This window comes from Pseudomonas sp. MWU318 (genome assembly GCF_016756945.1).
GTDB classification, from domain to species: domain Bacteria; phylum Pseudomonadota; class Gammaproteobacteria; order Pseudomonadales; family Pseudomonadaceae; genus Aquipseudomonas; species Aquipseudomonas putida_A.
The window spans coordinates 11,975-36,114 of the sequence record NZ_JAESJL010000001.1; the positions used below are offsets into that span (position 1 = coordinate 11,975).

General features: G+C 61.2%; 23 protein-coding genes. 18 read left to right on the forward strand and 5 right to left on the reverse strand.

Annotated features, from left to right (window positions below; translation table 11 throughout):
* Window positions 1–28 precede the first annotated feature (28 nt).
* Window positions 29–1,654: an NADP-dependent glyceraldehyde-3-phosphate dehydrogenase gene (locus tag JN524_RS00070; RefSeq protein ID WP_202368011.1), complete on the reverse strand. Its 1,626-nt coding sequence runs from the start codon at window positions 1,652–1,654 to the stop codon at window positions 29–31.
* Window positions 1,655–1,969: 315 nt separating this feature from the next.
* Here JN524_RS00070 and JN524_RS00075 point away from each other — a divergent pair, with 315 nt between their 5' ends.
* The 15 genes from JN524_RS00075 to JN524_RS00145 all read left to right on the forward strand — a co-directional run bounded on the left by JN524_RS00075 (window position 1,970) and on the right by JN524_RS00145 (window position 16,685).
* Window positions 1,970–2,323: a c-type cytochrome gene (locus JN524_RS00075; RefSeq protein WP_202368012.1), complete on the forward strand. Its 354-nt coding sequence runs from the start codon at window positions 1,970–1,972 to the stop codon at window positions 2,321–2,323.
* A 76-nt stretch (window positions 2,324–2,399) separates the two neighbouring features.
* The gene (locus JN524_RS00080; protein WP_202368547.1) at window positions 2,400–3,728 is read left to right on the forward strand and encodes a D-arabinono-1,4-lactone oxidase; all 1,329 of its coding nucleotides are present in this window, start codon (window positions 2,400–2,402) and stop codon (window positions 3,726–3,728) included.
* 74 nt (window positions 3,729–3,802) lie between these two features.
* On the forward strand, window positions 3,803–5,011 hold the full coding sequence (locus tag JN524_RS00085) for a DSD1 family PLP-dependent enzyme (RefSeq protein WP_202368548.1): 1,209 nt from the start codon (window positions 3,803–3,805) through the stop codon (window positions 5,009–5,011).
* Window positions 5,012–5,178: 167 nt separating this feature from the next.
* Window positions 5,179–5,580, forward strand: a complete 402-nt coding sequence (locus JN524_RS00090; RefSeq protein WP_202368013.1) for a hypothetical protein — start codon at window positions 5,179–5,181, stop codon at window positions 5,578–5,580.
* 212 nt (window positions 5,581–5,792) lie between these two features.
* Window positions 5,793–6,404 carry a transposase gene (locus tag JN524_RS00095; protein WP_007969141.1) on the forward strand — a complete coding sequence of 204 codons (612 nt, stop codon included), beginning with the start codon at window positions 5,793–5,795 and terminating at the stop codon, window positions 6,402–6,404.
* A gap of 57 nt (window positions 6,405–6,461) precedes the next feature.
* On the forward strand, window positions 6,462–8,060 hold the full coding sequence (locus JN524_RS00100) for a ShlB/FhaC/HecB family hemolysin secretion/activation protein (protein ID WP_202368014.1): 1,599 nt from the start codon (window positions 6,462–6,464) through the stop codon (window positions 8,058–8,060).
* A gap of 12 nt (window positions 8,061–8,072) precedes the next feature.
* Window positions 8,073–9,872: a DUF2341 domain-containing protein gene (locus tag JN524_RS00105; protein ID WP_202368015.1), complete on the forward strand. Its 1,800-nt coding sequence runs from the start codon at window positions 8,073–8,075 to the stop codon at window positions 9,870–9,872.
* Between the two features lie 11 nt (window positions 9,873–9,883).
* Window positions 9,884–10,309: an ExbD/TolR family protein gene (locus JN524_RS00110; RefSeq protein WP_003224462.1), complete on the forward strand. Its 426-nt coding sequence runs from the start codon at window positions 9,884–9,886 to the stop codon at window positions 10,307–10,309.
* Between the two features lie 3 nt (window positions 10,310–10,312).
* Window positions 10,313–11,017, forward strand: a complete 705-nt coding sequence (locus JN524_RS00115; RefSeq protein ID WP_202368016.1) for an energy transducer TonB family protein — start codon at window positions 10,313–10,315, stop codon at window positions 11,015–11,017.
* A 53-nt stretch (window positions 11,018–11,070) separates the two neighbouring features.
* Complete coding sequence (locus tag JN524_RS00120) at window positions 11,071–12,768, forward strand: putative porin (RefSeq protein WP_202368017.1); 1,698 nt, start codon at window positions 11,071–11,073, stop codon at window positions 12,766–12,768.
* Window positions 12,769–12,786: 18 nt separating this feature from the next.
* Window positions 12,787–13,416 (forward strand): DNA repair protein, encoded by a 630-nt coding sequence (locus JN524_RS00125; RefSeq protein ID WP_202368018.1) that lies wholly within the window; start codon window positions 12,787–12,789, stop codon window positions 13,414–13,416.
* A 21-nt stretch (window positions 13,417–13,437) separates the two neighbouring features.
* Window positions 13,438–13,908: a YbjN domain-containing protein gene (locus tag JN524_RS00130; RefSeq protein WP_202368019.1), complete on the forward strand. Its 471-nt coding sequence runs from the start codon at window positions 13,438–13,440 to the stop codon at window positions 13,906–13,908.
* Window positions 13,905–14,852 (forward strand): peptidylprolyl isomerase, encoded by a 948-nt coding sequence (locus JN524_RS00135; RefSeq protein WP_202368020.1) that lies wholly within the window; start codon window positions 13,905–13,907, stop codon window positions 14,850–14,852. The genes JN524_RS00130 and JN524_RS00135 overlap by 4 nt, the downstream gene beginning before the upstream one ends.
* A gap of 166 nt (window positions 14,853–15,018) precedes the next feature.
* On the forward strand, window positions 15,019–15,999 hold the full coding sequence (locus JN524_RS00140) for a LysR family transcriptional regulator (protein ID WP_202368021.1): 981 nt from the start codon (window positions 15,019–15,021) through the stop codon (window positions 15,997–15,999).
* A 176-nt stretch (window positions 16,000–16,175) separates the two neighbouring features.
* Window positions 16,176–16,685, forward strand: coding sequence for a GNAT family N-acetyltransferase (locus tag JN524_RS00145; protein ID WP_202368022.1), 510 nt, complete (start codon window positions 16,176–16,178; stop codon window positions 16,683–16,685).
* A 21-nt stretch (window positions 16,686–16,706) separates the two neighbouring features.
* Here the strand turns inward: JN524_RS00145 and JN524_RS00150 are convergent, their stop codons facing one another.
* Both JN524_RS00150 and JN524_RS00155 read right to left on the reverse strand, forming a co-directional pair.
* The gene (locus JN524_RS00150; RefSeq protein ID WP_202368023.1) at window positions 16,707–17,399 is read right to left on the reverse strand and encodes an aspartate/glutamate racemase family protein; all 693 of its coding nucleotides are present in this window, start codon (window positions 17,397–17,399) and stop codon (window positions 16,707–16,709) included.
* 142 nt (window positions 17,400–17,541) lie between these two features.
* The gene (locus JN524_RS00155) at window positions 17,542–18,939 is read right to left on the reverse strand and encodes a hypothetical protein (RefSeq protein WP_202368024.1); all 1,398 of its coding nucleotides are present in this window, start codon (window positions 18,937–18,939) and stop codon (window positions 17,542–17,544) included.
* 213 nt (window positions 18,940–19,152) lie between these two features.
* Between JN524_RS00155 and JN524_RS00160 the strand changes: the two genes are divergently transcribed.
* A complete protein-coding gene (locus JN524_RS00160) occupies window positions 19,153–19,644 on the forward strand; it encodes a hypothetical protein (RefSeq protein ID WP_202368025.1) in 492 nt (163 codons plus the stop codon).
* A 115-nt stretch (window positions 19,645–19,759) separates the two neighbouring features.
* On the opposite strand, the gene JN524_RS00165 is transcribed toward JN524_RS00160, so the two are convergent.
* The gene (locus JN524_RS00165; RefSeq protein WP_202368026.1) at window positions 19,760–19,978 is read right to left on the reverse strand and encodes a cbb3-type cytochrome c oxidase subunit 3; all 219 of its coding nucleotides are present in this window, start codon (window positions 19,976–19,978) and stop codon (window positions 19,760–19,762) included.
* Between the two features lie 18 nt (window positions 19,979–19,996).
* On the reverse strand, window positions 19,997–21,424 hold the full coding sequence (gene ccoN / locus JN524_RS00170) for a cytochrome-c oxidase, cbb3-type subunit I (protein ID WP_202368027.1): 1,428 nt from the start codon (window positions 21,422–21,424) through the stop codon (window positions 19,997–19,999).
* A gap of 348 nt (window positions 21,425–21,772) precedes the next feature.
* On the opposite strand from ccoN, the gene JN524_RS00175 reads away from it, so the two are divergent.
* Window positions 21,773–23,446, forward strand: a complete 1,674-nt coding sequence (locus JN524_RS00175; RefSeq protein ID WP_202368028.1) for a nitrite/sulfite reductase — start codon at window positions 21,773–21,775, stop codon at window positions 23,444–23,446.
* A complete protein-coding gene (locus JN524_RS00180) occupies window positions 23,443–23,922 on the forward strand; it encodes a DUF934 domain-containing protein (protein WP_202368029.1) in 480 nt (159 codons plus the stop codon). Before JN524_RS00175 ends, JN524_RS00180 begins: the two co-directional genes overlap by 4 nt.
* The last annotated feature ends 218 nt before the right edge of the window (window positions 23,923–24,140 follow it).

The following is a 24,140-nucleotide window of genomic DNA, read 5'->3' on the forward strand; positions in this document are numbered from 1 at the left end:
GCTGAAGGTGCTCAGTGCAAAGTCCTCGTCAGAAGATGTAGTCGGTGGTGAGGAAGCTCGAATCGCGGCCGCGAATGATTTCGCTGATCAGATCCTTGTTGCTGTCCTGGAACTTGGTTGCCACCAGTGTGCGGATCGAAAACACCCGCAGGGCATCGTGTACCGACAGCGTGCCTTCGGCGGAGTTCTTGCGCCCGTTGAACGGGTAGGTGTCCGGGCCGCGCTGGCACTGGGCGTTGAGGTTGATCCGCCCGACCTGGTTGGCGAAAGTGTCGACCAGTCGGCCGATCGCCACCGGGTTGGTGCCGAACAGGCTCAGTTGCTGGCCGAAGTCCGATTCCAGCACGTAATCGATCACGGTATCGAGGTGACGGTACGGCACGATCGGCACCACCGGGCCGAACTGTTCTTCGTTGTACACGCGCATCTGCGGCGTCACCGGGTACAGCACGGCGGGGTAGAAGAACGACTCGCGACTCTCGCCGCCATTCGGGTTGACCACTTTTGCGCCCTTGTTCTGCGCGTCGGCCACCAGACCGTGCAGATAGTCGACCTTGCCCGACTCCGGCAACGGCGTCAGCGCCACGCCGCTGTCCCACGGCATGCCCGGCTTGAGGGTGGCGAGTTTGGCGTTGAATTTTTCGATGAAGGCATCGACCACGTCCTCATGCACAAAGAGGATCTTCAGCGCGGTGCAGCGCTGGCCGTTGAACGACAGCGAACCGGTGACCGCTTCGCTGACCGCATTGTCCAGATCGACTTCCGGAAGGACGATGCCGGGGTTTTTCGCATCCAGGCCCAGCGCGGCGCGCAAGCGGTGTGGTTTCGGATGCAGTTTTTTCAGGTCGCTGGCGGCCTTGTTGGTGCCGATGAAGGCGAAGATGTCGATCTTGCCGCTGGCCATCAGCGCGCTGACGGTTTCGCGGCCGCTGCCGTAGATCACGTTGATCACGCCGGTCGGGAAACTGTCGCGGAACGCTTCGAGCAGCGGGCGGATCAGCAGCACGCCGAGCTTGGCCGGTTTGAACACCACGGTGTTGCCCATGATCAGCGCCGGAATCAGCGTGGTGAAGGTTTCGTTCAGCGGATAGTTGTAAGGCCCCATGCACAGTGCCACGCCGAGCGGCACGCGGCGGATCTGGCCGAGAGTGTCCTGTTCCAGTTCGAAACGGCTGGAGCGGCGGTCGAGTTCTTTCAGTGCGTTGATGGTGTCGACGATGTAGTCGCAGGTGCGGTCGAACTCTTTTTCCGAGTCCTTGAGGTTCTTGCCGATCTCCCACATCAGCAGCTTGACCACGGCTTCGCGCTGCTGGCGCATCCGGCCGAGGAACGCTTCGACGTGCTGGATGCGTTCGGCCACGCGCATGGTCGGCCACAGGCCCTGACCACGATCGTAGGCACGCACGGCGGCGTCGAGGGCGGTGAGCGCGGTGTCGGCATCCAGCAGCGGAGTGCTGCCGAGAATCACTTGTTCATCGCCGTTCTCGCCGTGCAGATACACAGGGCTGCGCACGGTGGCGAGCGGGCCGTCCCAGCGCCGCAGTTGGCCATCGACGAGGTATTCGCGCTGCTCGACCTGAGCGTCGAGGCGGTATTTTTCCGGGATGTCGCTGACAGAAGGGAACAGATTGCCAAGGATGTTTGCTGTGGTCATGTCGCTACCCCGTGTTGATGTCCGTATACAGATCAAAAAGTCTTTACAGGTTATACGCCTGAATACGCCGAAATTTAAACCCGCCAATGTCACGCGAATGTCACGCCAAGCCCTGTAGGAGCTGCCGAAGGCTGCGATCTTTTGACTTTGTTTTTGAAGAGCAAGATCAAAAGATCGCAGCCTGCGGCAGCTCCTACAGAAAGATGGTGTGGCCCCGGATGGCCCCATCGTTGTCCCGCAATGCCCTCAACCCGCTGCCGTACCTGCCTTAAGGTGTGATCACAACAATAAGCGCTGCCACCCTCGAGGATCGTTATGCGGGCAATTCCACTCACTTTACTGCTGGCGCTGTTCATGACGCTGTGCGGCTGCGACGAAAAATCCGCACCGCCGGCGACCATTCACAACGCCACCCCCTCCGACCCGGCCCTGGCGCAGATCTACACCAACAGCTGCCAGCTGTGCCACGCCAACCCGGCTGCCAATGCGCCGCTGACTGGCGATCGTCAAGCCTGGGAGCCGCGCATTCGCCAGGGCGCCGACACGCTGCTCGACCACGCCATCAACGGCTACAACGGCATGCCGCCGATGGGCCAGTGCGTCGAGTGCAGCGAAGAACAATTCCTGCAACTGATCGGCTTCATGGCCGACCAGCCCCTCCCACAATAAGGGCGCGCGCATGAGCATGGATCTGACACGGCGTCAGTTGTTGCAACGGGCAAGCATCGTCGGCGCGTTCAGTGCACTGGCGGCCAATCCCGCGCTGGGGCAGTTGCTGCGCGCCCCGCGACTGATTCCCTGGCGCAACTGGTCGGGCGGGCAGAGTTGTCTGCCGGCGGCGCGGCTGGCACCGAAGAATCTTGATGAACTAAGCGCTGCGATTCGTCAGGCCCAGGGCAAGATCCGCCCGGTCGGCTCGGCACATTCGTTCAGCGCACTGGTGCCCACCGACGGCACGTTGCTGTCGCTGAGCTACTTCACCGGGCTGCTCGACCACGACCTGAAAACCCTGCAGGCCGAATTCGGCGCCGGCACGCCAATGTCGCGCATGGGCGTGCCGCTGAAAGACGTCGGCCAGGCCCTGCAGAACATGGCCGATATCGATTACCAGACTCTCGCCGGGGCGATTTCCACCTCGACCCACGGCACCGGCAAAACCTTTCAGTCGTACTCGGCACACGTCTGTGGCCTGCAACTGGTGACGGCCAATGGCGAGGTGCTGGACTGCGACAGCCAGCGTCACCCTGAAGTATTCAACGCGGCTCGCGTTTCGCTCGGCGCTCTTGGCGTGGCCACCAGAATCCGTCTGCAAAATCGCCCGGCCTACCGCCTGCGCGAACGCCAGTGGATCGCCAAGACCGAAGAGCTGCTGGAAGACCTCGACAAGAACACCCGGGAAAACCAGCACTGGGAAATGCTCGTGGTCACCCATTCCGACTACGCGCTGTCCATCGCCCTCAACGAAACCAGCGACCCGGCCACGCCGCCGATTCCCCCTGAGGAGGAGGGCGGCAATGAGTTCGTGACCCTGATCGAGAAGATCGACAAATACGGCAGCGACTTCCCCGAGCTGCGCCGCACGCTGCTCAACAGCCTGCGGCATATGGCGAGTTTCGATGATCGGGTCGGCGACTCGTTCGACATCTACGCCAACGTGCGCACCGTGCGCTTCAACGAGATGGAATACTCGGTGCCCGCCGAACACGGCCCGGCGTGTCTGCGTGAAATCCTCAAGCTGATTCAGGACAAGGACCTGCGCACCTGGTTTCCCATCGAGTACCGCTACGTCAAGGCCGACGACATTCCGCTGAGCATGTTCGAGGGCCGCGACAGCTGTTCGATCTCGGTGCACCAGCATTACCAGATGGATCATCACAACTTCTTTGCCGCGGTCGAGCCGATCTTCTGGAAGTACAACGGCCGTCCGCACTGGGGCAAATTGCACACGCTCAACGCGAAGAATCTGCAACCGCTGTACCCGCGCTGGCGCGAGTTTGTCGACGTACGTCAGGCGCTGGACCCGAGCGGACGCTTTCTCAATGCGCATCTGTCGTCGATTCTGGGGGTGAGCTGATGGCGGTCAATCGACGCAATTTTCTCCTCGGCACGCTGTGTGTCGGCGCTTTGTCAGTGGGCGTAGGCGCCTGGCTGCGACCGGGTGATCGTGGCGGCCCGTACAGTGAATATTTCCGCGCGCTGAATAAAGAGCTGAAGGACAACGGCCCGATGCGTCCGGTGTTGTTGATTGATCTGGATCGCCTCGATCACAACATCGACGTGGTGATGCAGTCGGTCAAACGCGGCGGCAAGCAATTGCGTCTGGTGGAGAAATCGCTGCCGTCTCCGGGGCTGTTGAGCTACATCGCGCAACGGGCCGGAACGCAAAAACTCATGTCGTTTCACCAGCCGTTCCTCAATCACGACGCTGTAACTTTTCCGCAGTCCGACATCCTGCTCGGCAAGCCGTTGCCGGTGCGTTCGGCCGAATTGTTTTATCAGACCCACAAAGGCCCGTTCGATCCGTCCAGGCAACTGCAATGGCTGCTCGACGGGCCTGCGCGGCTACAGCAATACCTGGCGTTGGCGCAAGGGCTGGGCACGCGGATGCGCATCAACATCGAACTGGATGTCGGCCTGCATCGCGGCGGGGTCAGTGATGTGAATGTGTTGGGGCAGATGCTCACGCTGATCAGCGCCAATCCACAGCATCTGCAGTTCGCCGGGTTCATGGGCTACGACCCGTTTGTGGGCATGGGCGTGCCGGGGATACTCGGCTCGCCCGAGGAGCTGTTCGCCAAGGTCATGCTGATTTATCAACGTTGCGTGGACTTCACCCGGCAGCAGTTTCCGACGCTGTGGAATGACAACCTGTGCCTGAACACTGCCGGCAGCCCGAGTTACCGCATCCACGAGAACGAGACGCTGAGCACCGAGGTTTCGGTAGGTACGGCGATGCTCAAGCCGACGCATTACGACCTGCCATCGCTGGTTGATCACGTGCCGGCGACCTACATCGCCACCCCGGTGTTGAAGAGTACCGGCGCGGTAAATATCCCGGCGCTGGACGACAAGTCGACGCTGTTTTGGTGGTGGGACACCAACCAGCGCCAGACTTTTTTCATCTACGGCGGCAACTGGATGGCCGAGTTCGAATCACCGCCGGGGTTGCAGAGCAATGGGGTGTACGGGCGCAGCTCGAATCAGGAGATGGTCAACGGTTCCAGCGCCGTGGGCCTGACCGTCGAGGATCAAGTGTTCCTGCGCCCGACCCAGACCGAAGCGGTGCTCCTGCAATTCGGTGATCTGCTGGCCGTGCGTGGCGGCAAGATCGTCGACACCTGGCCGGTGTACAGCTGAGGGCCAAATCATACAGCGTGCGACCGATATCAGAGCCCGTCCACTGTCAGGTCTGACAGTAGACGGTGCGTTTGCGGTGCGCGCAATAATCGGTTTCATGGCGTCGTGGTTGAAGGGGCGAGGATTACCTTTAGGCGTTGTTCATAAATCCCTTTTATGGATAGGTGATGGAAATGGCGACTACCGGTTATTTCGAGTTCTCAAGCGATAAATGGGGCACGACTCAGGCAAACAAGCTCGAACTCACAGAGGACGGCCCTGCCTACAGAGTGCTGGCGAAAAGAGAAGTCGGGAAAAGCATGGAATGGTTTTACCTGGATTTTCCGAAGCGGGAGGGCAAGCATACGTTCGTTTTTTCCGAACTGCTCGCAGTGAAATATTTGTTTCGTAGTGACGACTACACCTTTCGATTTACAGGGAAATCTGGCTCTCTGACTGCCACGAGTGTAGGGGGGGCTGTGGCCGTTACGGGAACGTTCAACTTTGAAATGACCGCCGATCCTGACAGTGATTCACAAGGGCCAAAAACACTGAGCATCACCAATGGCAAATTCGATCTGAAAAATTGATCTGCATTTTTCTGCATCATCCAGGACCGTGGGAGCGAACAGGCTCGATCCCACGGTTTTTACGCCTGCGGGTTCTCCGCCAATTCATTAATGAAGCTTTCATGACAAAAGTTCGGTAGCACATAGCCAGTCCGGTCATGCCTATGTAACGCGCTTGAGGGGCCCAACGGGGCGCTTTTCACAAGCCGAGGCGGGACGCCGGGAGTGAGGCAATGGGGACTATGGAACGCTACTCGAAAGTGGGCATGCAGGAGCTTGATCAGCGCTTGTCGAAGATCGTCGAAGCCGCGCGCAAAAAGCCGGTGTCGGTGTATCGCTACGGCGCGCCGTGGGTCTGGATCGTGTCGCAGGATGACTGGCAGGGCGCCTTGAAAGAGGTCTCCAGCTACATTCCGCCCGGCCATTCGCTGGTGTTGCTGCGCCCGCAGATCGACGACTTGCTCGACGCCCACCAAGGCCTGCTGCACGAGCTCAATGCCGAGCCGGGCATGCTCATCCCCGCGCAAACCGTCATGCACATCCTGCTCCTGCAACTGCTGTATTCGGTGCCCAGCGAGCAGCAACTGTATGAACAACTCAATTACAACCTGCTGTTTCGCTGGTTCGTCGGGCTTGGCCTGAACCAGAAAGTCTGGAGCTTCAACGTCCTCAGTCGCGACATCGCCACGCTGCTCAACAACCCGCGTGCGGTGCAGCTCATTCAGAAAATCATCGGCGAAGTGTTCTGCGGTGCGTTGCTGCAAATGCCCGAGTTCTCCTTGAACTTCGCGCTGCTGCACACCTGGCTCGGCAAGCACAGCGGTGCCTCGACAGTCAGCAACTGACGCAACACACAAGGCGCGCAACAGCGCCAACAGGTCATCGCGAATTCAGGGGGTAGTGTGGATCAGATTTTCACGTCACGGCTGGCGCTGTGGGGCTGGCTGCTGGTGACGGCCGGCGCGCAACCGGCATTCGCCGAAGAGGCTGCCCAAGGCGCCGCGCCGCAACGTCTGGTGGACGTCAACGAATACTTCGTGCGCGGCAACACCGTGCTCGACGCCCGGGCCATCGAAGAAGCGGTGTATCCGTTTCTCGGCCCGCAAAAAGCCATGACTGACATCGAAGGCGCCCGCGATGCCCTGCAGAAGGCCTATCAGGAGCGTGGCTACCAATCGGTGTTCGTCGAGTTGCCGGAGCAAGCGGTGGCGGACGGCATCGTCTATCTGCAAGTCAGCGAAACCAAGGTCGGCCGGGTGCGCGTGGTCGGGGCCAAACACTATTCGCCGCTGGACATCCGCGACAACGTCCCGGCCCTGAAAGAAGGCGAGGTGCCGGACTTCGCCAAGGTTCAGGGCGAACTGGCGCAGCTCAATAAAACCCCTGGCCGTCAGGTCATGCCGCTGGTGCGCGAAGGTCAGCGCCCCGGCACCATGGACGTCGATTTGCAGGTCGAAGACCAGAACCCGTGGAGCGCCAGCGTCGGCCTCAACAACGACTACAGCGCCGACACCGAGAAACTGCGCGCCGTCACCAGCCTCGGCTACAACAACCTCTGGCAGCTCGGCCACAGCATCAACCTGACGTACTTCACCGCCCCGCAGGACACCGACAATGCCAAGGTCTGGTCGGCTTCCTACACCGCGCCGCTGAGCGAGCGCTGGAGCGTGCAGTTCTCCGGTTATCAATCCGACAGTAACGTCGCCACCATCGGTGGCAGCAACGTGCTGGGCAAGGGGCATTCCTATGGCGTGTCGGCGATCTACACGTTGCCGTCCAGTGGCAACTGGTCGAACTCGCTGTCGGCCGGTATCGACTTCAAGGACTTCGACGAACGCCTGACCCTGTCCGGCGAGAGCGACAAGGTGCCGCTGAAATACGCGCCGTTCACCTTCGCCTACAACGGCTTCCGCTACACCGAAAAGAGCCAGCTCGGCCTCGGCCTGAGCCTGGTTGCGGCCACCCGCAGCATTTTCGGCTACGGCAGTTCCGACGAAGACTTCGACTACAAACGCTACCGCGCCAACCCGAGTTTCGCCGTGGTCAAGGGCGACAGCAACTTCACCTGGACCTTCGACAAAGACTGGCAGAGCGCGAGCAAAGGCGCGTTCCAATTGGCGTCGGGGCCGCTGGTTTCCAACGAACAGTTTTCCGCTGGCGGCGCGACCTCGGTGCGCGGCTATCTGGCGGCCGAGCGCACCGGCGATGACGGCGTGCTGCTCAGTCAGGAGCTGCGCACCCCGTCGCTGGCGAAATACACCGGCAGCTGGATGCAGGAATGGCGCTTCTACGCCTTTGCCGAAGGTGCGCAACTGTACCTGCGCGACGAGTTGCCGGACCAGGACGCCAGTTATGCCCTGGCCAGCGTCGGCCTCGGCACCCGCGCCAGCCTGAGCAAATGGCTGTCCGGCAGCCTCGACTGGGGTTACCCGCTACTCGAAGGGCCGAACACCTCGAAGCAGGAGTCGCGCCTGCACTTCAACCTTCAAGCCACTTTCTAAAGGAGCACGTTCATGCAGCGCCTCATTCTTTCGTTGTTGATCTGCCTGGGCTTCGTGCTCCCGGCCACGGCGCAGGCCTGGTGGCAGGACGACTGGCATTACCGCAAACAGATCGCCGTCGACACCACGCCGCAGGGCGCCGGGATCAATCAGGCCCTGGGCCGCACCGCGCTGCTGGTGCGCCTGCACACCGGCAATTTCACCTTCGACGGGGTCAAGGAAGACGGCGCGGATTTGCGCTTCGTCGCCGCCGATGACAAGACCGTGCTTAACCACCAGATCGAAAGCTTCGACGCGCTGATGGGCATGGCGCTGATCTGGGTCGATGTACCGAATGTCGAGGGCGGCCAGCGTCAGGACATCTGGATGTACTACGGCAATCAGAAGGCTCCGGCCACCGGCAACGGCCAGCTGACCTTCGATCCGAATTACACCGCGCTCTATCACTTCGACGGCGCCACCGGCACCCCGGCCAAGGACACCAGCGCCTACGGCAACACCGCACAAAGCGCCACTGGCGCGGCGATTGACGGTGTGATCGGGCGCGCCTTGCAGTTCAGCGGTCAGCCGTTGCTGCTGCCGGCCAGTCCGTCGTTGCAGCACAGCGCTGGCAGCGCGTTCACCTTCAGCGCCTGGCTGCGTCTGGATCAGGCCAATGGCGAGCAACTGATCCTCGCCCGCCGTGAAGGCGCCAACAGCCTGCTGATCGGGGTCAATCAAGGCGTGCCGTTCGTGGAGATCGACGGCCAGCGCGCCGTGGCCACTCAGCCGCTGAATCCGGGGCAATGGCAGCATGTCGCGCTGACCGCCGAAGGTTCGAAAGTCAGCCTGTACATCAACGGTCGTGAGAGTGCGACCCTCGCGCAAGCGATGCCAGCGTTCAATTCGCTGATGGCGGTTGGCGGCGATCTGACCGCTGGCCCGTACCAGCCGTTCGTGGGCGCCATCGACGAACTGCGCCTGTCGAAAGTCGCGCGCCCGGCACCATTGCTGCTGGCTGATGCGACCTCCCAAGGCGCCGAGTCGAAACTGGTGGCCTATGGTGTCGATGAAGAACAGTCCGGTTTCGGCTTCGGCAGCCTCGGTTTCCTGCTCAACGCGGTGCCGGTGGACGCCTGGGTGATCATCGCCGTGCTGGTGCTGATGATGTTCCAGTCGTGGATCATCATGCTGCGCAAGAACCGCACCCTCAGCCGCGTGAGCAAGGCCAACGAGGACTTCCGCGAGCAGTTCGCCAAGGTCGGTACCCGTCTGGAAATGTTCGCCGACGACGCGCAACTCGCCCAGCGTCTGCAGCACTCGCCGCTGTGGCGTCTGTACTCGGTGGCGGTCAAGGAAATCCGTACCCGCCGCGAGCAGGGCGCCGATACCTCTTCGGTGTCGGCAGCGACGATTGAAGCGATTCGCTGCTCGATGGACGGCGTGCGCACCCGCGAGAACCAGGCCCTCAGCTCGAAACTTTCGACCCTGTCCAACGCCATCGCCGGCGGCCCGTACATCGGCCTGCTCGGCACCGTGCTGGGGATCATGGTGGTGTTCCTCGGCACGGCCATGGCCGGCGACGTCAACATCAACGCCATCGCGCCCGGCATGGCCGCCGCATTGCTCGCCACCGCCATGGGCCTGTTCGTCGCGATCCCGGCGCTGTTTGGCTACAACCGCCTGATCACCCGCAACAAGGAAGTCAGCGCCGACATGCGCGTGTTCGTCGACGAGTTCATCACCCGTCTGGCGGAGATGCACGGGGAAGGCCAGTCCAGCGAAGCGGCGCATCAGCGCGGCCATCACGCCAACCACTCCGTACCGGCCTGAGGAGCACTGCCATGGCGTCCGTAAATGCCTCCCACGACGATGACGAAGATGCAGCGGTTGACAGCATCAACATCACCCCGCTGGTCGACGTGCTGATGGTGGTGCTGGTGATGTTTATCCTCACCGCCACCGCGCAGGTCTCCGGGATCCAGATCAACCTGCCCAAGGCCAGCGCCTCGGTGTCGCTGTCGGAGGCCAAGACCAAGGCGATTTCGGTCAACGACGGCGGTCAGGTGTTTCTCGACGCCTACCCGGTGACCCTGGCCGAGCTGGAAGAGCGCCTGCGTATCGAGAAGGCGCAGAGCCCGGACTTCCCGGTGATCGTGCGCGGCGACGCCACGGTGCAGTACCAGAAGGTCATTGAAGTGCTGGATCTGTTGCGCCGGCTCGAACTGTCTCAGGTCGGTCTGGTGACCGGCAAACCGACGCAGGGCTGAGTGATGACCGCACAACTTCCGATCGAGCCGCTGCCGGTGAAAAGGTCGCCGATGCGCTTTGTAAAGTGGGGCGCCGGGCTGCTGCTCGGCGCGCTCGCCGCGTGGTTCCTGTGGCAGTGGGCCAATGACATGAGCGGCGTGCGCCGTGAAGCGCCGAAGGTGCCGACGATCATTCCGTTGCCGCCACCGCCGCCGCCACCTCCGGAAAAACCACCGGAGCCGGAAACCCCGGTGGAAGAAAAAGTCGTCGAGCCCGAACCCACGCCCGAGCCGCAAGAGGTCAAGCCCGAGGAAGAAGCGCCGCCATCGCCGGCGGACGATCTGGCCAACCCGATGCAAATGGACGGTGACGCGCAGAGTGGCAACGACGCTTTCAACATCGGCGCCGGCAAGGCCGGCGGCATGGCCGGTGCGGGTGGCGGACGCCTGGGCACCGGCACCTACAGCCAGTTCCTCGCGTTCACGTTTCAGCGTTTGCTGCGGGAGAACCCCGACCTGCGCAACCTCGCATTTTCGCTGCAGGCCGATGTGTGGCTGAGCAGCGCCGGCGAAATCACCCGGGTCGAGCTGGTCAAGTCCAGCGGCAAGCCCGAGATCGACACTCAGGTGCTGGCCGCATTGCGTAACGCGCCCCATCTGAGCGAACGGCCACCGGCCTCCATCACTTTGCCTGTGCGCCTGTCCCTGCAAGGGCGGCGTCCGGGTTAACCCACTTATTCATTGCCAAGCATTCAAGCTTTGCCAAAAGGAGTTGTGTGCAGATGATTTCCAACGTGAATCGATTGTCCCTGGCGGTCGGCATGGTCATCGCGACCCTGGTCGGGCAGGCAGCGGCAGCGCCTGCGCCCTCGGAGAACGCCACGATCAATCTGATCCGCTTGCTGGTCGAGCAGGGCATTCTGAAACAGGACAAGGCCGACGCGCTGATCGCCCAGGCGCAGAACGAAGCCGCCCAGGCCAAGCAGGCAGCGGCTTCGACTGCGGTGGTGGCAGGTCCGGTCGCAGCACCGGGCGATGTGCGCGTGCAGTACGTGCCCGCCGCGGTGCGCGACCAGATCCGCGATCAGGTCAAGGCCGAGGTCATGGCCACCGCCAAGCAGGAAAACTGGGCGGCGCCCAACACCTTCCCGGACTGGGCGTCACGCATCAGCTTCGATGGCGACATCCGCCTGCGCGACGAATCGCGCTACTACTCAGGCAGCAACAGCAACGAAATCGTCGACTTCGCCAAACTCAACAACAACGGCCCGTACGACGTGAACCCCAACAGCAGCACCAGCCTGCCGCCGTTGCTCAACACCCGTGAAGACCGCACCAATCAATTTCGCATTCGTGCGCGGTTGGGCATGAAAGCGGTGATTTCGCCAGAATGGACCGCCGGCATCCGCATCGGCACCGGCTCGGACAACAACCCGGTGTCGACCACGCAGAACCTCGGCGGCGGGTTTGCCAAGAAAGATATCTGGCTCGATCAGGGCTACCTGAACTGGAAGCCGACCGATGAGCTGACCCTGACCGGCGGGCGTTTCGCCAACCCGTTCATGTCCACCGACATGCTCTATTCCAACGACCTGAATTTCGACGGCGTGGCGGCGATTTTCGACCACAAGCTCAACCGCGACTGGGGTGTGTTCGGCACCGTCGGCGCGTTCCCGGTGGATTACACCAACGACACCACCACCAGCAACGGTTTCGACAAGGAAGAAAGCGACAACAAGTGGCTGTACGGCGCGCAACTCGGCGCCAAGTGGGCGATCAACAGCAACAACCGCCTCAAAGGTGCGCTGGCCTACTACCGCTTCGACGACATTCAAGGCCAACGCTCCAGCCCTTGCGAACCGTGGGCCGGCGCCCCGGGTTGCGACACCGATGGCACTCGAGCGGCGTTCATGCAGAAGGGCAACAGCGTGTTCCTGCTGCGCGACATCACGCCGAACCCGGCCAACCCGACCACCACGCCGCAGCCGCAATTCGTCGGCCTGGCGTCGGAGTTCAACCTGCTCGACCTGAACCTGGTGTGGGATGCCGATCTGCCAGAGGACTTCAAGCTGCGCAGCCAGGGCAACTACATCCACAACCTCGGTTACGACGAAGGCGACATGCGCAAGCGCGCCGAGGGGCAGATCGTCAACAACCTCAACAGCAACGGCGAGATCGAAAGCGGCGCCAATGCGTGGATGGTGCAGTTCACCCTCGGCAACGCGCTGGACCTGAAGAAGCAGGGCGACTGGAATATGTTCGCCGGCTACAAGTACATCCAGCCGGACGCCTTGCCCGACGGCTTCAACGATTCCTCGTTCCACCTCGGCGGCACCAACGCCAAGGGCTATTTCCTCGGCGGTAATTACGGTCTGGCGAAGAACGTCTACGCCACCGGCCGCTGGCTGAGCACCGAGGCGGTGTACGGCGCGCCGTTCGACATCGATGTCTTGCAGCTTGAGATCAACACGCGCTTCTAAGGCGCCGGGAGTACGGTCATGCACGCACGAGTTTTTCTGTTGGGGCTGAGTTTTTTCATCGCACAAGGCGCGCACGCCGAAGGCATGGAAGAGCGTCTGCGTACCCAGTTGCGCAGCACCACTCAGCAGTTGCAGGCCCTGCAAAGTCAGCAGGCCCAGGCCAGCGCCGCGCAACTGGCGGCGCAGAACGAGGCCAAGGCTGCGCAAGCGCAGATCAAGCAATTGACCGCCGAACTGGCCAAGGCCAGAGGCGTCGCCGAACAGTTGGCCGGCCAGCAGCAGAACCTGCACAACCAGGCCCAGGCGCAAGTCGCCGCCAGCAGCGAACAGGTCGGCAAGTTCAAGAAGGCCTACGACGAGTTGCTGGTCATGGCCCGTGCCAAAGAGGCAGAACGGTCTAAGCTTCAAGCGCAATTGGCTGAACGTGACACACAAGTGCAGCAATGTTCAGTCAAGAATCAGCAGATGTACGGCGTCGCCAAGCAGATCCTCAGCGCCTACGAAAACATCGATGTGGCCGAGGTGATGAAGATCCGCCAGCCCTTTGCGGGCAGTGCCCGGGTCAAGTTCGATGAGCTGGCCCAGGGGTTTGGAGACGAGCTTTACAAGACTCAATTCGACGCGCCGCAAGCTGCGCTCGCACACTGATTTACAAACAAGGAAGAAGTCATGACTCAATTGATCAGCCATGTGTCCCCACAATCCCTGACCGACGTCCTGCAAGCGGCCGGTTATCGCGTCAACCAGACCGAACAGAACGGCATCGTGCAGTTGCTCAGCGCCAGTCAGGGCATCGGTTATGCCGTGCGTTTCGGCAACCCGGCGGTGGAGCAGGGCAGCTACGTCGATTTCACTTTCAGCTGTGCGCTGCGGGTGCAAGGTGAGTTGCCACAGGGCGTGGCCGAACAGTGGAACGCCACCCGGCGTTTTGCGCGATTGTCGTTGCAGGGCGAGTTTCTGGTGATGGAAATGGACGTGGTGCTGGCGGCCGGTGTGAGCAACGATCACCTGCGCGGCAATCTGGAATTGTGGGATCGTCTGTTGCAGGAGTTCATCGTCTACCTGCGTGATTTCAGCCAGGCGGCGCAAGCCTCGACGGCCGAAGTCGCTACCGCTGAGCAAGAGGAAGTCGCGCTGTGAAAAAGCCTGCCATGGTGATCGGCGCCGGGGCAGTGGCGCTGTTGGTGGTAGCCGTGGCGCTGGTGCTGCGACCGGGTGCTGACCCGGTTGCCGCCCAGCAATCGTCGCCGTTGGCGGCGGTTGCTGCGGGGCCTGCGGTAGCGCGGTTGGGCAATCAGCAGGTGACGCCGCAGGAGTTGCAGACGCTGCTGGCGACCGTCCCGCCGGCAACTCGCGAGCAATTGCGCGGCAACCGTGAAGCGCTGGAGCGTTGGCTGCGTACGCGGTTGGCGGAGAAAGCCGTGCTGGAACAGGCCGATGCTCAGGGCTGGGCGCAGCGTCCGGACGTGGTGCGGCAAACCCGCGCGGCCAGCGAGCAGATTGTCTTTCGCGATTATCTGCGTTCGGTCAGCCAGGTGCCGGCGGACTACCCGAGTGCGAGCGAGTTGCAGCAGGCTTATGACGCTGGCAAGGGCAACTGGCAGACTCCGGCGTTGTACCGGGTAAGTCAGATTTTCCTCGCGGTGCCGGATGCGCAGAGCCTGGAAACCGTGCGCAAACAGGCGACCGAGCTGAGCAAGAAGGCCCAGAGCACGCCGGCGGATTTTGCCGCGCTGGCGACTCAGTATTCGCAGGATCGGCTGACCGCCGAACGCGGCGGCGATACCTGGCTGCAACCGTTGCAGCAACTGGTGCCGGAGGTGCGGGGTGCGGTGGCGAAGTTGAAGGTCGGCGCGGTGTCCGATCCACTGCAGAGCGCAGCCGGCTTCCATGTGATCAAACTCACCGAACAGCAACCGGCACGTACCGCGACACTGGATGAACTGCGCGATCAACTGACCCAGGCCTTGCGGGCGCAACGGCAGGAGCAGATTGCCCAGGCCTATCTGGACGGGATGCTCAATACCGCGACGCTGAGTATCGATGGGGCCGAGCTGAACAAAATCCTCGAAACCAACCAATAATCCTTTGGGAGCTGGCTTGCCAGCGATGACGGAGTGTCAGGCAACACAGGGGCTGGATGTGAGTGCCCCATCGCTGGCAAGCCAGCTCCCACAGGATCTTCACAGGTTCAGAAGTTTCATACCGCGCTGGAAGCCATCAACAACAAAGATCGACAGGGAGTCATCGATGTCATTCACCGAACCCGCAGGACGACAGGGTAGCCCCGATTTCCGGTGGGCACAGGACGAGCGCGAGCCGTGGCTGGCGCAAGCCGCGACCATCGATGCGGAGGTCGCGCAATATTTTCTGGTCAGTGCCCGCTGTGGCTGTTTCATGCAGGCCGCGCGCAGCCTCAACGTGCGCTCGACCTTGCTGCGCAAGCAGTTGGCGCAGCTTGAGCAGGAGCTGCAGCACTCGCTGTTCAGCTTTCAGGGCAGCGCCCTGAGCCTGACCCGTGAAGGTCAGCAGTTGCAGGCGCAACTGGTCGCGCTGGCCCACGAACGCAAACTGCCGGTGGTCGAGCAGCCGCTGATCCGCCTGGCGGTTGCCGAATCGATCCTGCATGACATCCTCGGTCGCGACCTGATCGCGTTGCTGCGGCGCAATGCCAGCGTGCGCCTGGAGATAATCGCGCTGGACAGCGAACTGGCGTTGCGCGCGGTCAGTGCCGACGTGGTGCTGTGGCTGGCCCACGGCGAAACCCCGAGTCCCGGCCCGACCTTCGCCACCAGTCAGCCGCAGGCCCTGGCGCGTCTGGATTACCTGCCGCACATCGCCAAACGCTATTCCCGGGTCACCGCGCGCCCGGCGAGTGCCGACGACCTCAGCGATTTCATGCTGGTGCAATGGCAGCACGACCGCCAGATCGACAGCTTCCGGCCGTGGAATGAGCTGGTCGAACAACGCCTGGCCGGCGTGGTGCAGATGCAATCTTATGAACTGATGCTGGAAATGATCCGCTGCAGCGCCTGCATCGGTTTGTTGCCGGCCTACATGAGCCGTTTCGATCACGGGCTGGTGGCGTTGCCGGGGTTATTCGATGAGCCGATGCAGTTACAGGCTTGGTTGGCGGTCAACGTTGAATCCCAGGCGATAGAAGAAGTTCGCACGCTGGTCGAACTCATCCACCACACCTTCAACGAACGCCAGGAATGGTTCCAGAATTAACTCAGTCCCCCGACACACCATTCCCTGTAGGAGCTGCCGAAGGCTGCGATCTTTTGATCTTGTCTTTTAAAAGCAAAGTCAAAAGATCGCAGCCTGCGGCAGCTCCTACAGTTTGTACGTGTTTGAACAAGCAGTTTAGAGTGTCAGGCCACACATCGATCCAGGAAGGATCCGCCATGCCCGACCACAACCCCGCCATCACCCTCGAACGCTTCAACGAATCCCATATCGAGGCCGTCACCGCGCTGTACAACGATCCGGCCGTGACCCGGCAGGTGCTGCAGATGCCCTTTCAGTCCACCGAGATCTGGCGTCAACGGCTACTGGCGGAGAACGAGCGGATGGTCAAACTGGTGGCGCTGCACCAGGGCGTGGTGGTCGGTCATCTCGGGCTGGAAAACTATTCACGAATTCGCCGCGCCCACGCCGGCAGTGTCGGCATGGCCGTCGCTGTGGCGTGGCAGGGCAAAGGTGTCGGGTCGAAATTGCTGGCCGCGGCGCTGGACGTCGCCGACAACTGGATGAACCTGCACCGGGTCGAACTTTCGGTGTACGCCGACAACCAGGCGGCTATCAATCTCTACCGCAAGTTCGGCTTTGAGAACGAAGGCCTGTTTCGTGACTACGCCGTGCGCGACGGGCAATGGGTCGACACCCTGAGCATGGCCCGTCTGCGTCGTCGATAAGCCCAAAAAATCCTGTGGGGGTCAATCACCCAGCGCGAACGCCACCGCCGACTGCGCATGCAACTCGGTGGTGTCGAGCAGGGGCAGGACGCTGTGTTCGGGTTTGACCAGCAGGCCGATTTCCGTGCAGCCGAGGATGATCGCCTGGGCGCCGCGCGCGGTCAGCGCTTCGATCACCCGTTGATAGATTTTGCGTGATTCGTCACTGATCACCCCGACGCACAGTTCGTCATAGATGATCCGGTGCACGTCCTTGCGTTCGGCGTCGTCCGGTATCAGTACCGTCAAACCCTGCGCAATCAGGCGCTGCTTGAGAAAGTCCTGCTCCATGGTAAACGCGGTGCCGAGCAGGCCCACCGTGTGCGCATCGATGGCCAAAGCGGCCTGCGCCGCCGGTTCGGCGATGTGCAGGAACGGAATGCTGATCGCTGCCTGAATCTGCGCCGCGACCTTGTGCATGGTGTTGGTACACAGCACTACGCATTCGGCGCCGCCGGCCTCGAGCCTGCGCGCGGCATCCACCAGAATCGCCGCCGCGTCGTCCCAGCGCCCGGCGTGCTGGGCCTGTTCGACCGGGCCGAAGTCGACGCTGAACATCAGGATTTGCGCCGAGCGCAGCGGGCCGAGGCGGTCGCGGACCTGTTGATTGATGAGACGATAATATTCAGCGCTGGATTCCCAGCTCATGCCGCCGATCAGGCCGATGGTGCGCATTGAAATTCCTCTGGCTTATGGCCTGGGTCGAAAGGCCAGGCCAGAGGCAAGTTTCTGTTTGTTCCCGGACGGACGCCAGTGTGAAATCAACTGTACCGACGATCCTGTTGCCAGGTGTCATGGTGCCAGTTGCGCCAAAGACTCACAGCACCACCCGCAAATACCAGGAAAAGATGATCGGCTCGGTCGTGCCTGTCTTTTTGAGGGTGAAGTTGAACAGCCCCAATTTGCCTTTGTTGGGTGTGATCCAGCTCGACGGAACAGGAACGTCGGTGTACGTCGAGCCCTCAACGATGAAGATTTCGGCGCTGTCGTAGCGAGTCGTTCCAACGGTCAGGGAGATCCGCACTTTGTGGGGGACGGGGGGCTTGCCGAGCTCGGGGTAAGATGCCCGAAGATTGTTCTTGGCTGCATTCAGCGTCGGCTCACCCAAACGGTGCTTTTGCTCAGTGATGGTGATGTCGAGCGATTTGGACGGGCGATCCTCGTTGGAGCCCGGCAATTGAACCGTGTAGTAAACACTTGCACCGCTGCCGACGGTGTCGACCACTTCCTCGCGCGGAACCCGAAATTGCAAGGTCTGCCCGGCAGCGGTGACGATTTGAATCTCACTGCCATAAGTGGAGTTGCGGCCTATCCAATAGACCTTTACCGACTGTCGCGGCGCCGAGCCGGGGTACCTCACCTCGACAGTCGCGTACCGGGCTTCGTAGAAGTCCCGGACAAAATTCAGCACGGTGCCGTTCGAATCCCTGGCTTCCAGGACTTTTGGTGCAATCAGGTCCAGCACCGGTTGGCGGATATGCACATCGAGATACGTGGTTGCCGACCAGAATGCCTGCGGGCCCGAGCGGTTGCCCAATTGGTCGGTCACCCCGAAACGCAGGGCGAACCGTTTGTTGTCCTGCCAGAAGTGTTCGGTGGTCAGCTTGATCACTACCCTTTTTGCAGTGACTTCGGCTGCGGTCACTGTGTGTTTGATAGTAGTCCCGTCCAGGTAAAAGGTAATTTCATCCAATTCGCGCATGAAGATGTAGCTCAGCGTGGCATCCACACCTGCGGCAGCACTCGGGGCATCGACACCTTTATCGATGATGATCGACGCAAAGCTCAATTCAAGATTCGGATTGTCGCCGCTCCCTGCGATTTCACCGCCGGGGCGTTCTGCGTGGTAGAGCAGGACCAGCGGTGCCGAGATTTCGGGCATGGGTTGGCTGAGCCGTTTCACCCGCAGGCGCAGTCGATTGATCCCTTCATTCAGAGAGAATACAGTCAAGAACATGTCGAAAGATTTGTGAAGTTCATCCGGCCCGATGATTTGCGTTGCGTCGGCGATCTCCGAGCCGTTGGTCAATAAACTGGCAGTGTCATTCAAACTTTGCTCGACCCAGGGATCTACGACGTTGTGAATAAAACCGACTACGCTCAGCGAGAGCGGAATCCCCCCTTCCGGATTCTCTGGATGGGTCGCGTTAACAAGCCCGGGAATTTGTGGCGGGTAAATCGTCAGTACTCCATTGCGATTTTTTGTATCGGACATTTCATGCACTCCGGGAGGGGATAAACGATGGTTTATCTAAAACCTTCGGCGGTGCGCTGCCTACTGTCAGATCTGACAGGTGAATCGGTAAAAATCATACCGCTCGTCGCACCAGAGTGTTGAATGGGCAATGGGGCACTCGAGGTTTAACGTACGCCGGCGCCTCGATCTGTCACTATCGACCATCGCAGGCTCTCCCCGAGGAACGTACTGATGAACGACGTACAACAACTGGGCGAAATGCTTCGTCACTATGCCGAGAGTGAAGCGCACAAGAAGCAACTGTTCGAAACCCAGTCACAGGCCTGGGCCAGCCGCATCACCGAGCTGTTCGGCCAGATCCGGCAATGGCTGGAACCGGTGCAGGCACCGAACCTGCTGGAGGTGAGCCGCGAGGCTTACGTCGCGTTCGGGCCGAGCACACCGGTGGAAACCTCGACCTTCAAGACCGAGAAACTGAGCATCCTGATCGCCGGCAAACCGGTGGAATTCGTGCCGGACGTGATGGGCAGCGGGGGGCAGATTTCTCTGGCGGTGATGGGCTTGACGGCGGCGCGCTACGGCAGCATTTCGCTGGTGGGCTTGCCCAGTGGCGAGTGGCAATGGCGCAAGACCAATGGTTTGAAGGATCCGGACACCTTTGTGTTTGATGCGGATTTTCTTGCGCAGCAGCTGCAGAGCCTGATCCCCCGCGATCGCGCCTGACCTGCAACACCCCCCTGTAGGAGCTGCCGCAGGCTGCGATCTTTTGATCTGTTTTTTAGAAAATCAAATCAAAAGATCGCAGCCTGCGGCAGCTCCTACAGGGGCGGTGGTGGGGCTACATCTCGAGGTTGATCCAGCCCGGTTTTGCCTCTTCCGGCGCCACGGCCTTCACGGTCTTGCCGGTCGCCAGTTCCACCCGCCGTGCCACGTCCGGGTCATCGGCGAACGGCACCATGCTCGCGTCATCGAGGCTTTCAGTCGTCTGGTGGCGCAGGCAGTACTCCACCGCCAGCCACAGAAACACCACGCCCAGCACATTCAAGAAAATATCCATCCTCTTCGGCTCCCTGCCTCAGGCAATCTGTGCCTGGCTGCGTGCCAGCGCCACGTCGGCGACCCGCACCGTGCGCCAGACGTTGTATGCCATCAGCAGCATGCCGCTGAGGAAGAACACCCCGCCGGCAAAGCGCACGATGAACCCCGGATGACTGGCCTGCAGCGCCTCGACAAACGAATAGGTCAGCGTGCCGTCCTCGTTGATCGCCCGCCACATCAGGCCCTGAGTGATGCCGTTGACCCACATCGACGCGATGTACAACACCGTGCCGATGGTCGCCAGCCAGAAGTGCAGATTGATCAGCGGCGTGCTGTACATCTGCTCGCGGCCGAAGACTTTCGGCACCATGTGATAAGTCGCGCCGAAGGTGATCATCGCCACCCAGCCCAACGCCCCGGCGTGAACGTGGCCGATGGTCCAGTCGGTGTAGTGGGAGAGGGCGTTGACGGTTTTGATCGCCATCATCGGCCCTTCGAAGGTCGACATGCCGTAGAACGCCAGCGACAGCACCAGGAAGCGCAGGATCGGGTCGGTGCGCAACTTATGCCAGGCACCGGACAAGGTCATCATGCCGTTGATCATCCCGCCCCAGCTCGGCGCCAGCAGGATCAGTGACATCGCCATGCCCAGCGACTGAGCCCAGTCCGGCAATGCGGTGTAGTGCAAGTGGTGCGGGCCGGCCCAGATGTACAGGGTGATCAGCGCCCAGAAATGCACGATCGACAACCGATACGAATACACCGGGCGGTTGGCCTGTTTCGGCACGAAGTAATACATCATTCCGAGGAAGCCGGTGGTCAGGAAGAAACCCACCGCGTTATGGCCGTACCACCACTGCACCATGGCATCGGTAGCCCCGGAATACACCGGATAGGATTTGAACCAGTCCACCGGGATCGACAGGTGATTGACCACGTGCAGCATGGCGATCACCAGAATGAACGCGCCGAAGAACCAGTTGCCGACATAGATGTGTTTGGTCTTGCGCTGCACCACGGTGGTGAAAAACACGATGGCGTACGCGACCCAGACCACCGCCATCCACGCCGCGCCAGAGAATTCGATCTCGGCGTATTCCTTGGTGGTGGTGTAGCCCATTGGCAGGGTAATCAGCATGATCACGATCACCGATTGCCAGCCCCAGAAGGTGAAGGCCGCGAGCTTGTCCGAATACAGCCGCACCTGGCAGGTGCGCTGCACCGCATAGTAACTGGCGGCGAATTGCGCGCTGCCGGCGAAACCGAAAATCACCAGGCTGGTGTGCAATGGCCGCAGGCGGCCGAAGGTGGTCCAGGGCAGGTCGAGGTTCATCTCCGGCCACACCAGTTGCGAGGCGATCCAGACCCCCATCGCCATACCGACGACACCCCAGAAAACCGTCGCGATAACGAATTGGCGGACGACCTTGTAGTTATACGCCTGTCCGATTGTTGCTGTGCTCATGGTCAATTCTTCCACGGTTGCAAAGTCTTGCCAGGCCACCCGGTCTGGCACGAGCTGCACTGTAGGAACAGCGCCGGAAACAAAACAGGCTCAGGAATCTTTCATTTATACGGATCAGATATAAGTGCTGCCTGCGGCGTTCTGCCGCGCCCTGATATGGTTTTTATCGTTTCAGGTGAATCTGTTGCATGCTGCGCTGCTCGTCCATAGTGCTGGCAAAATCTGTAGGAGTGAGCCTGCTCGCGATTGCGGTGTGTCAGTCAACAAATCAGTTGCCTGACACACCGCAATCGCGAGCAGGCTCACTCCTACAGGAATTGCGCACAATTCTGATGGGGTGGCCGCTGCATGTATCAATACGACGATTACGACCGCGCACTGGTGTTCGAGCGCGTTGCGCAATTTCGCGATCAGGTCGAGCGCTTCATGGCCGGAGAGTTGAGCGAAGAAGAGTTCCTGCCGCTGCGTCTGCAAAACGGCCTTTACCTGCAGAAGCACGCGTACATGCTGCGCGTGGCGATTCCCTACGGGACACTGAGTGCCGAACAGATGCGTACGCTGGCGAGCATTGCCGCCGATTATGATCGCGGCTACGGCCACTTCACCACGCGGCAAAACCTGCAATTCAACTGGATCGAACTGGCGCAGGTGCCGGACATCCTTGAACGCCTGGCGCAGGTCAACATGCATGCGATCCAGACCTCCGGCAACTGTGTGCGCAACATCACCACCGAAGCCTTTGCCGGGGTCGCGGCGGACGAGTTGATCGACCCGCGCCCGCTGGCCGAGATCTTGCGGCAATGGTCGACGATCAACCCGGAGTTCCTGTTCCTGCCACGCAAGTTCAAGATCGCTATCTGCTCGGCGAAACAGGATCGCGCGGCGATCATGATGCATGACATCGGCCTGTATCTTTATCCGGGGCGCGACGGGCAGATGCTGCTGCGAGTGATCGTCGGTGGCGGGTTGGGGCGCACGCCGATCCTCGGTCTGCAGATTCGCGAAGGCTTGCCGTGGCAGCATCTGCTGTCCTACGTCGAAGCGATCCTGCGGGTCTACAACCGCCATGGCCGGCGCGACAACAAGTACAAGGCGCGGATCAAGATTCTGGTCAAGGCGCTGGGCATCGAGGCGTTCGCCAAAGAGGTCGAGGAAGAATGGCAGCACCTCAAGGACGGCCCGGCGCAGCTGACCGAGGCTGAATATGAGCGGGTCGCCAGTGCCTTCGTACCGCCGATCTATCACACCCTGAGCGATACCGATCTGGACTTCGGCACGCATCTGGCCGAAAACCCGGCGTTCGCCCGCTGGGTCGCGCGCAACGTGCAGCCGCACAAGAAACCGGGTTACACCAGCGTGGTGCTGTCAACCAAACCGGGGCTGAGCGCACCGCCGGGGGATGTCACCGGCCAGCAGATGCTGGCGGTGGCCGACTGGTCGGAGCGTTTCGGTTTCGGCGAGATTCGCATTGCCCACGAACAGAATATTGTCCTGCCCGATGTGCAGAAGTCTGACCTGTATGAACTCTGGCGACTGGCCTGCGAGCGCAATCTGGGCAGCGCCAACGTCGGCCTGCTGACCGACATCATCGCCTGCCCGGGCGGCGATTTCTGTGCGCTGGCCAACGCCAAGTCGATCCCGATTGCCCAGGCGATTCAGGCGCGTTTCGACAACCTCGACTACCTGCACGACCTGGGCGACATCAGCCTGAACATCTCCGGCTGCATGAACGCCTGCGGCCACCACCACATCGGCAATATCGGCATTCTCGGCGTGGATAAAAACGGCAGCGAGTGGTACCAGATCACCCTTGGCGGCGCGCAGGGCAAGCACAGTGCATTGGGCAAGGTCATCGGCCCGTCGTTCAGCGCAACCGAAGTGCCACAGGTGATCGAACGGATCATCGGCACCTTCGTGCGTTATCGCGAAAGTGAGGAACTGTTTGTCGACACCGTGGCGCGCATTGGCCTGGAGCCGTTCAAGGAGCGGGTCTACCCGAAAACGCTGGAGGTGTCGGTATGAACAATCTGCTGCGCCTGGAGCAGGGTGTTGCGCGGTTGATCGAAGGCGATCCGTGGACGCTGATCCGCGAGCCGGAGCAGCGCAGGCCGCAAGGATTGCTGATCCTGCCGCTGGCGCACTGGCTGCAATCGCCTTCGACCCACGCGGTGTGGCTGGGGCCGGACGACGAGGTCGAAAGCGTGGTGCCGTGGCTGGCCTCGCTGCCGTTGATTGCCCTGGATTTTCCGAGCTTTCGCGACGGCCGCGCCTACAGTCAGGCGTATCTACTGCGCAGCCGGTTTGGCTGGGCCGGCGAGTTGCGCGCGATTGGCGATGTGTTACGTGATCAGCTCAGCCATATGCGTCAGTGCGGGTTCGACAGTTTTGCGGTGCGCGAGGACAAATCGGCTGAGGATGCGCTGAAGGGACTGGCCGGCATGAGCGTGCTGTACGGCCGCTCGGTGATCGAACCACGGCCGCTGTTCCGCAGACGCTGAATATCCAATGCTTGAGAGATACTTTGTGGTGAGGGGATTTATCCCCGACGGGCTGCGAAGCAGACCTAAAATCTGCCGAAGCACTTCTTCAGCTAAAACCTGTTGGCTGGTTCTGCGGCCGCTGCGCAGCCGGTCGGGGATAAATCCCCTCACCACAATTGTCTAGCGGCCCCTCTATACAGGGGAAACCCTTACATCCCGCAGCATTCCCGGATTTT

Bases quoted from the DNA above. Each gene is read 5' to 3' on its own strand.
- JN524_RS00070 (WP_202368011.1), bottom strand. From the start codon at position 1,654: ATGACCACAGCAAACATCCTTGGCAATCTGTTCCCTTCTGTCAGCGAC.
- JN524_RS00075 (WP_202368012.1), top strand. From the start codon at position 1,970: ATGCGGGCAATTCCACTCACTTTACTGCTGGCGCTGTTCATGACGCTG.
- JN524_RS00090 (WP_202368013.1), top strand. From the start codon at position 5,179: ATGGAAATGGCGACTACCGGTTATTTCGAGTTCTCAAGCGATAAATGG.
- JN524_RS00095 (WP_007969141.1), top strand. From the start codon at position 5,793: ATGGGGACTATGGAACGCTACTCGAAAGTGGGCATGCAGGAGCTTGAT.
- JN524_RS00105 (WP_202368015.1), top strand. From the start codon at position 8,073: ATGCAGCGCCTCATTCTTTCGTTGTTGATCTGCCTGGGCTTCGTGCTC.
- JN524_RS00110 (WP_003224462.1), top strand. From the start codon at position 9,884: ATGGCGTCCGTAAATGCCTCCCACGACGATGACGAAGATGCAGCGGTT.
- JN524_RS00115 (WP_202368016.1), top strand. From the start codon at position 10,313: ATGACCGCACAACTTCCGATCGAGCCGCTGCCGGTGAAAAGGTCGCCG.
- JN524_RS00120 (WP_202368017.1), top strand. From the start codon at position 11,071: ATGATTTCCAACGTGAATCGATTGTCCCTGGCGGTCGGCATGGTCATC.
- JN524_RS00125 (WP_202368018.1), top strand. From the start codon at position 12,787: ATGCACGCACGAGTTTTTCTGTTGGGGCTGAGTTTTTTCATCGCACAA.
- JN524_RS00130 (WP_202368019.1), top strand. From the start codon at position 13,438: ATGACTCAATTGATCAGCCATGTGTCCCCACAATCCCTGACCGACGTC.
- JN524_RS00140 (WP_202368021.1), top strand. From the start codon at position 15,019: ATGTCATTCACCGAACCCGCAGGACGACAGGGTAGCCCCGATTTCCGG.
- JN524_RS00145 (WP_202368022.1), top strand. From the start codon at position 16,176: ATGCCCGACCACAACCCCGCCATCACCCTCGAACGCTTCAACGAATCC.
- JN524_RS00150 (WP_202368023.1), bottom strand. From the start codon at position 17,399: ATGCGCACCATCGGCCTGATCGGCGGCATGAGCTGGGAATCCAGCGCT.
- JN524_RS00155 (WP_202368024.1), bottom strand. From the start codon at position 18,939: ATGTCCGATACAAAAAATCGCAATGGAGTACTGACGATTTACCCGCCA.
- JN524_RS00160 (WP_202368025.1), top strand. From the start codon at position 19,153: ATGAACGACGTACAACAACTGGGCGAAATGCTTCGTCACTATGCCGAG.
- JN524_RS00165 (WP_202368026.1), bottom strand. From the start codon at position 19,978: ATGGATATTTTCTTGAATGTGCTGGGCGTGGTGTTTCTGTGGCTGGCG.
- ccoN (WP_202368027.1), bottom strand. From the start codon at position 21,424: ATGAGCACAGCAACAATCGGACAGGCGTATAACTACAAGGTCGTCCGC.
- JN524_RS00175 (WP_202368028.1), top strand. From the start codon at position 21,773: ATGTATCAATACGACGATTACGACCGCGCACTGGTGTTCGAGCGCGTT.
- JN524_RS00180 (WP_202368029.1), top strand. From the start codon at position 23,443: ATGAACAATCTGCTGCGCCTGGAGCAGGGTGTTGCGCGGTTGATCGAA.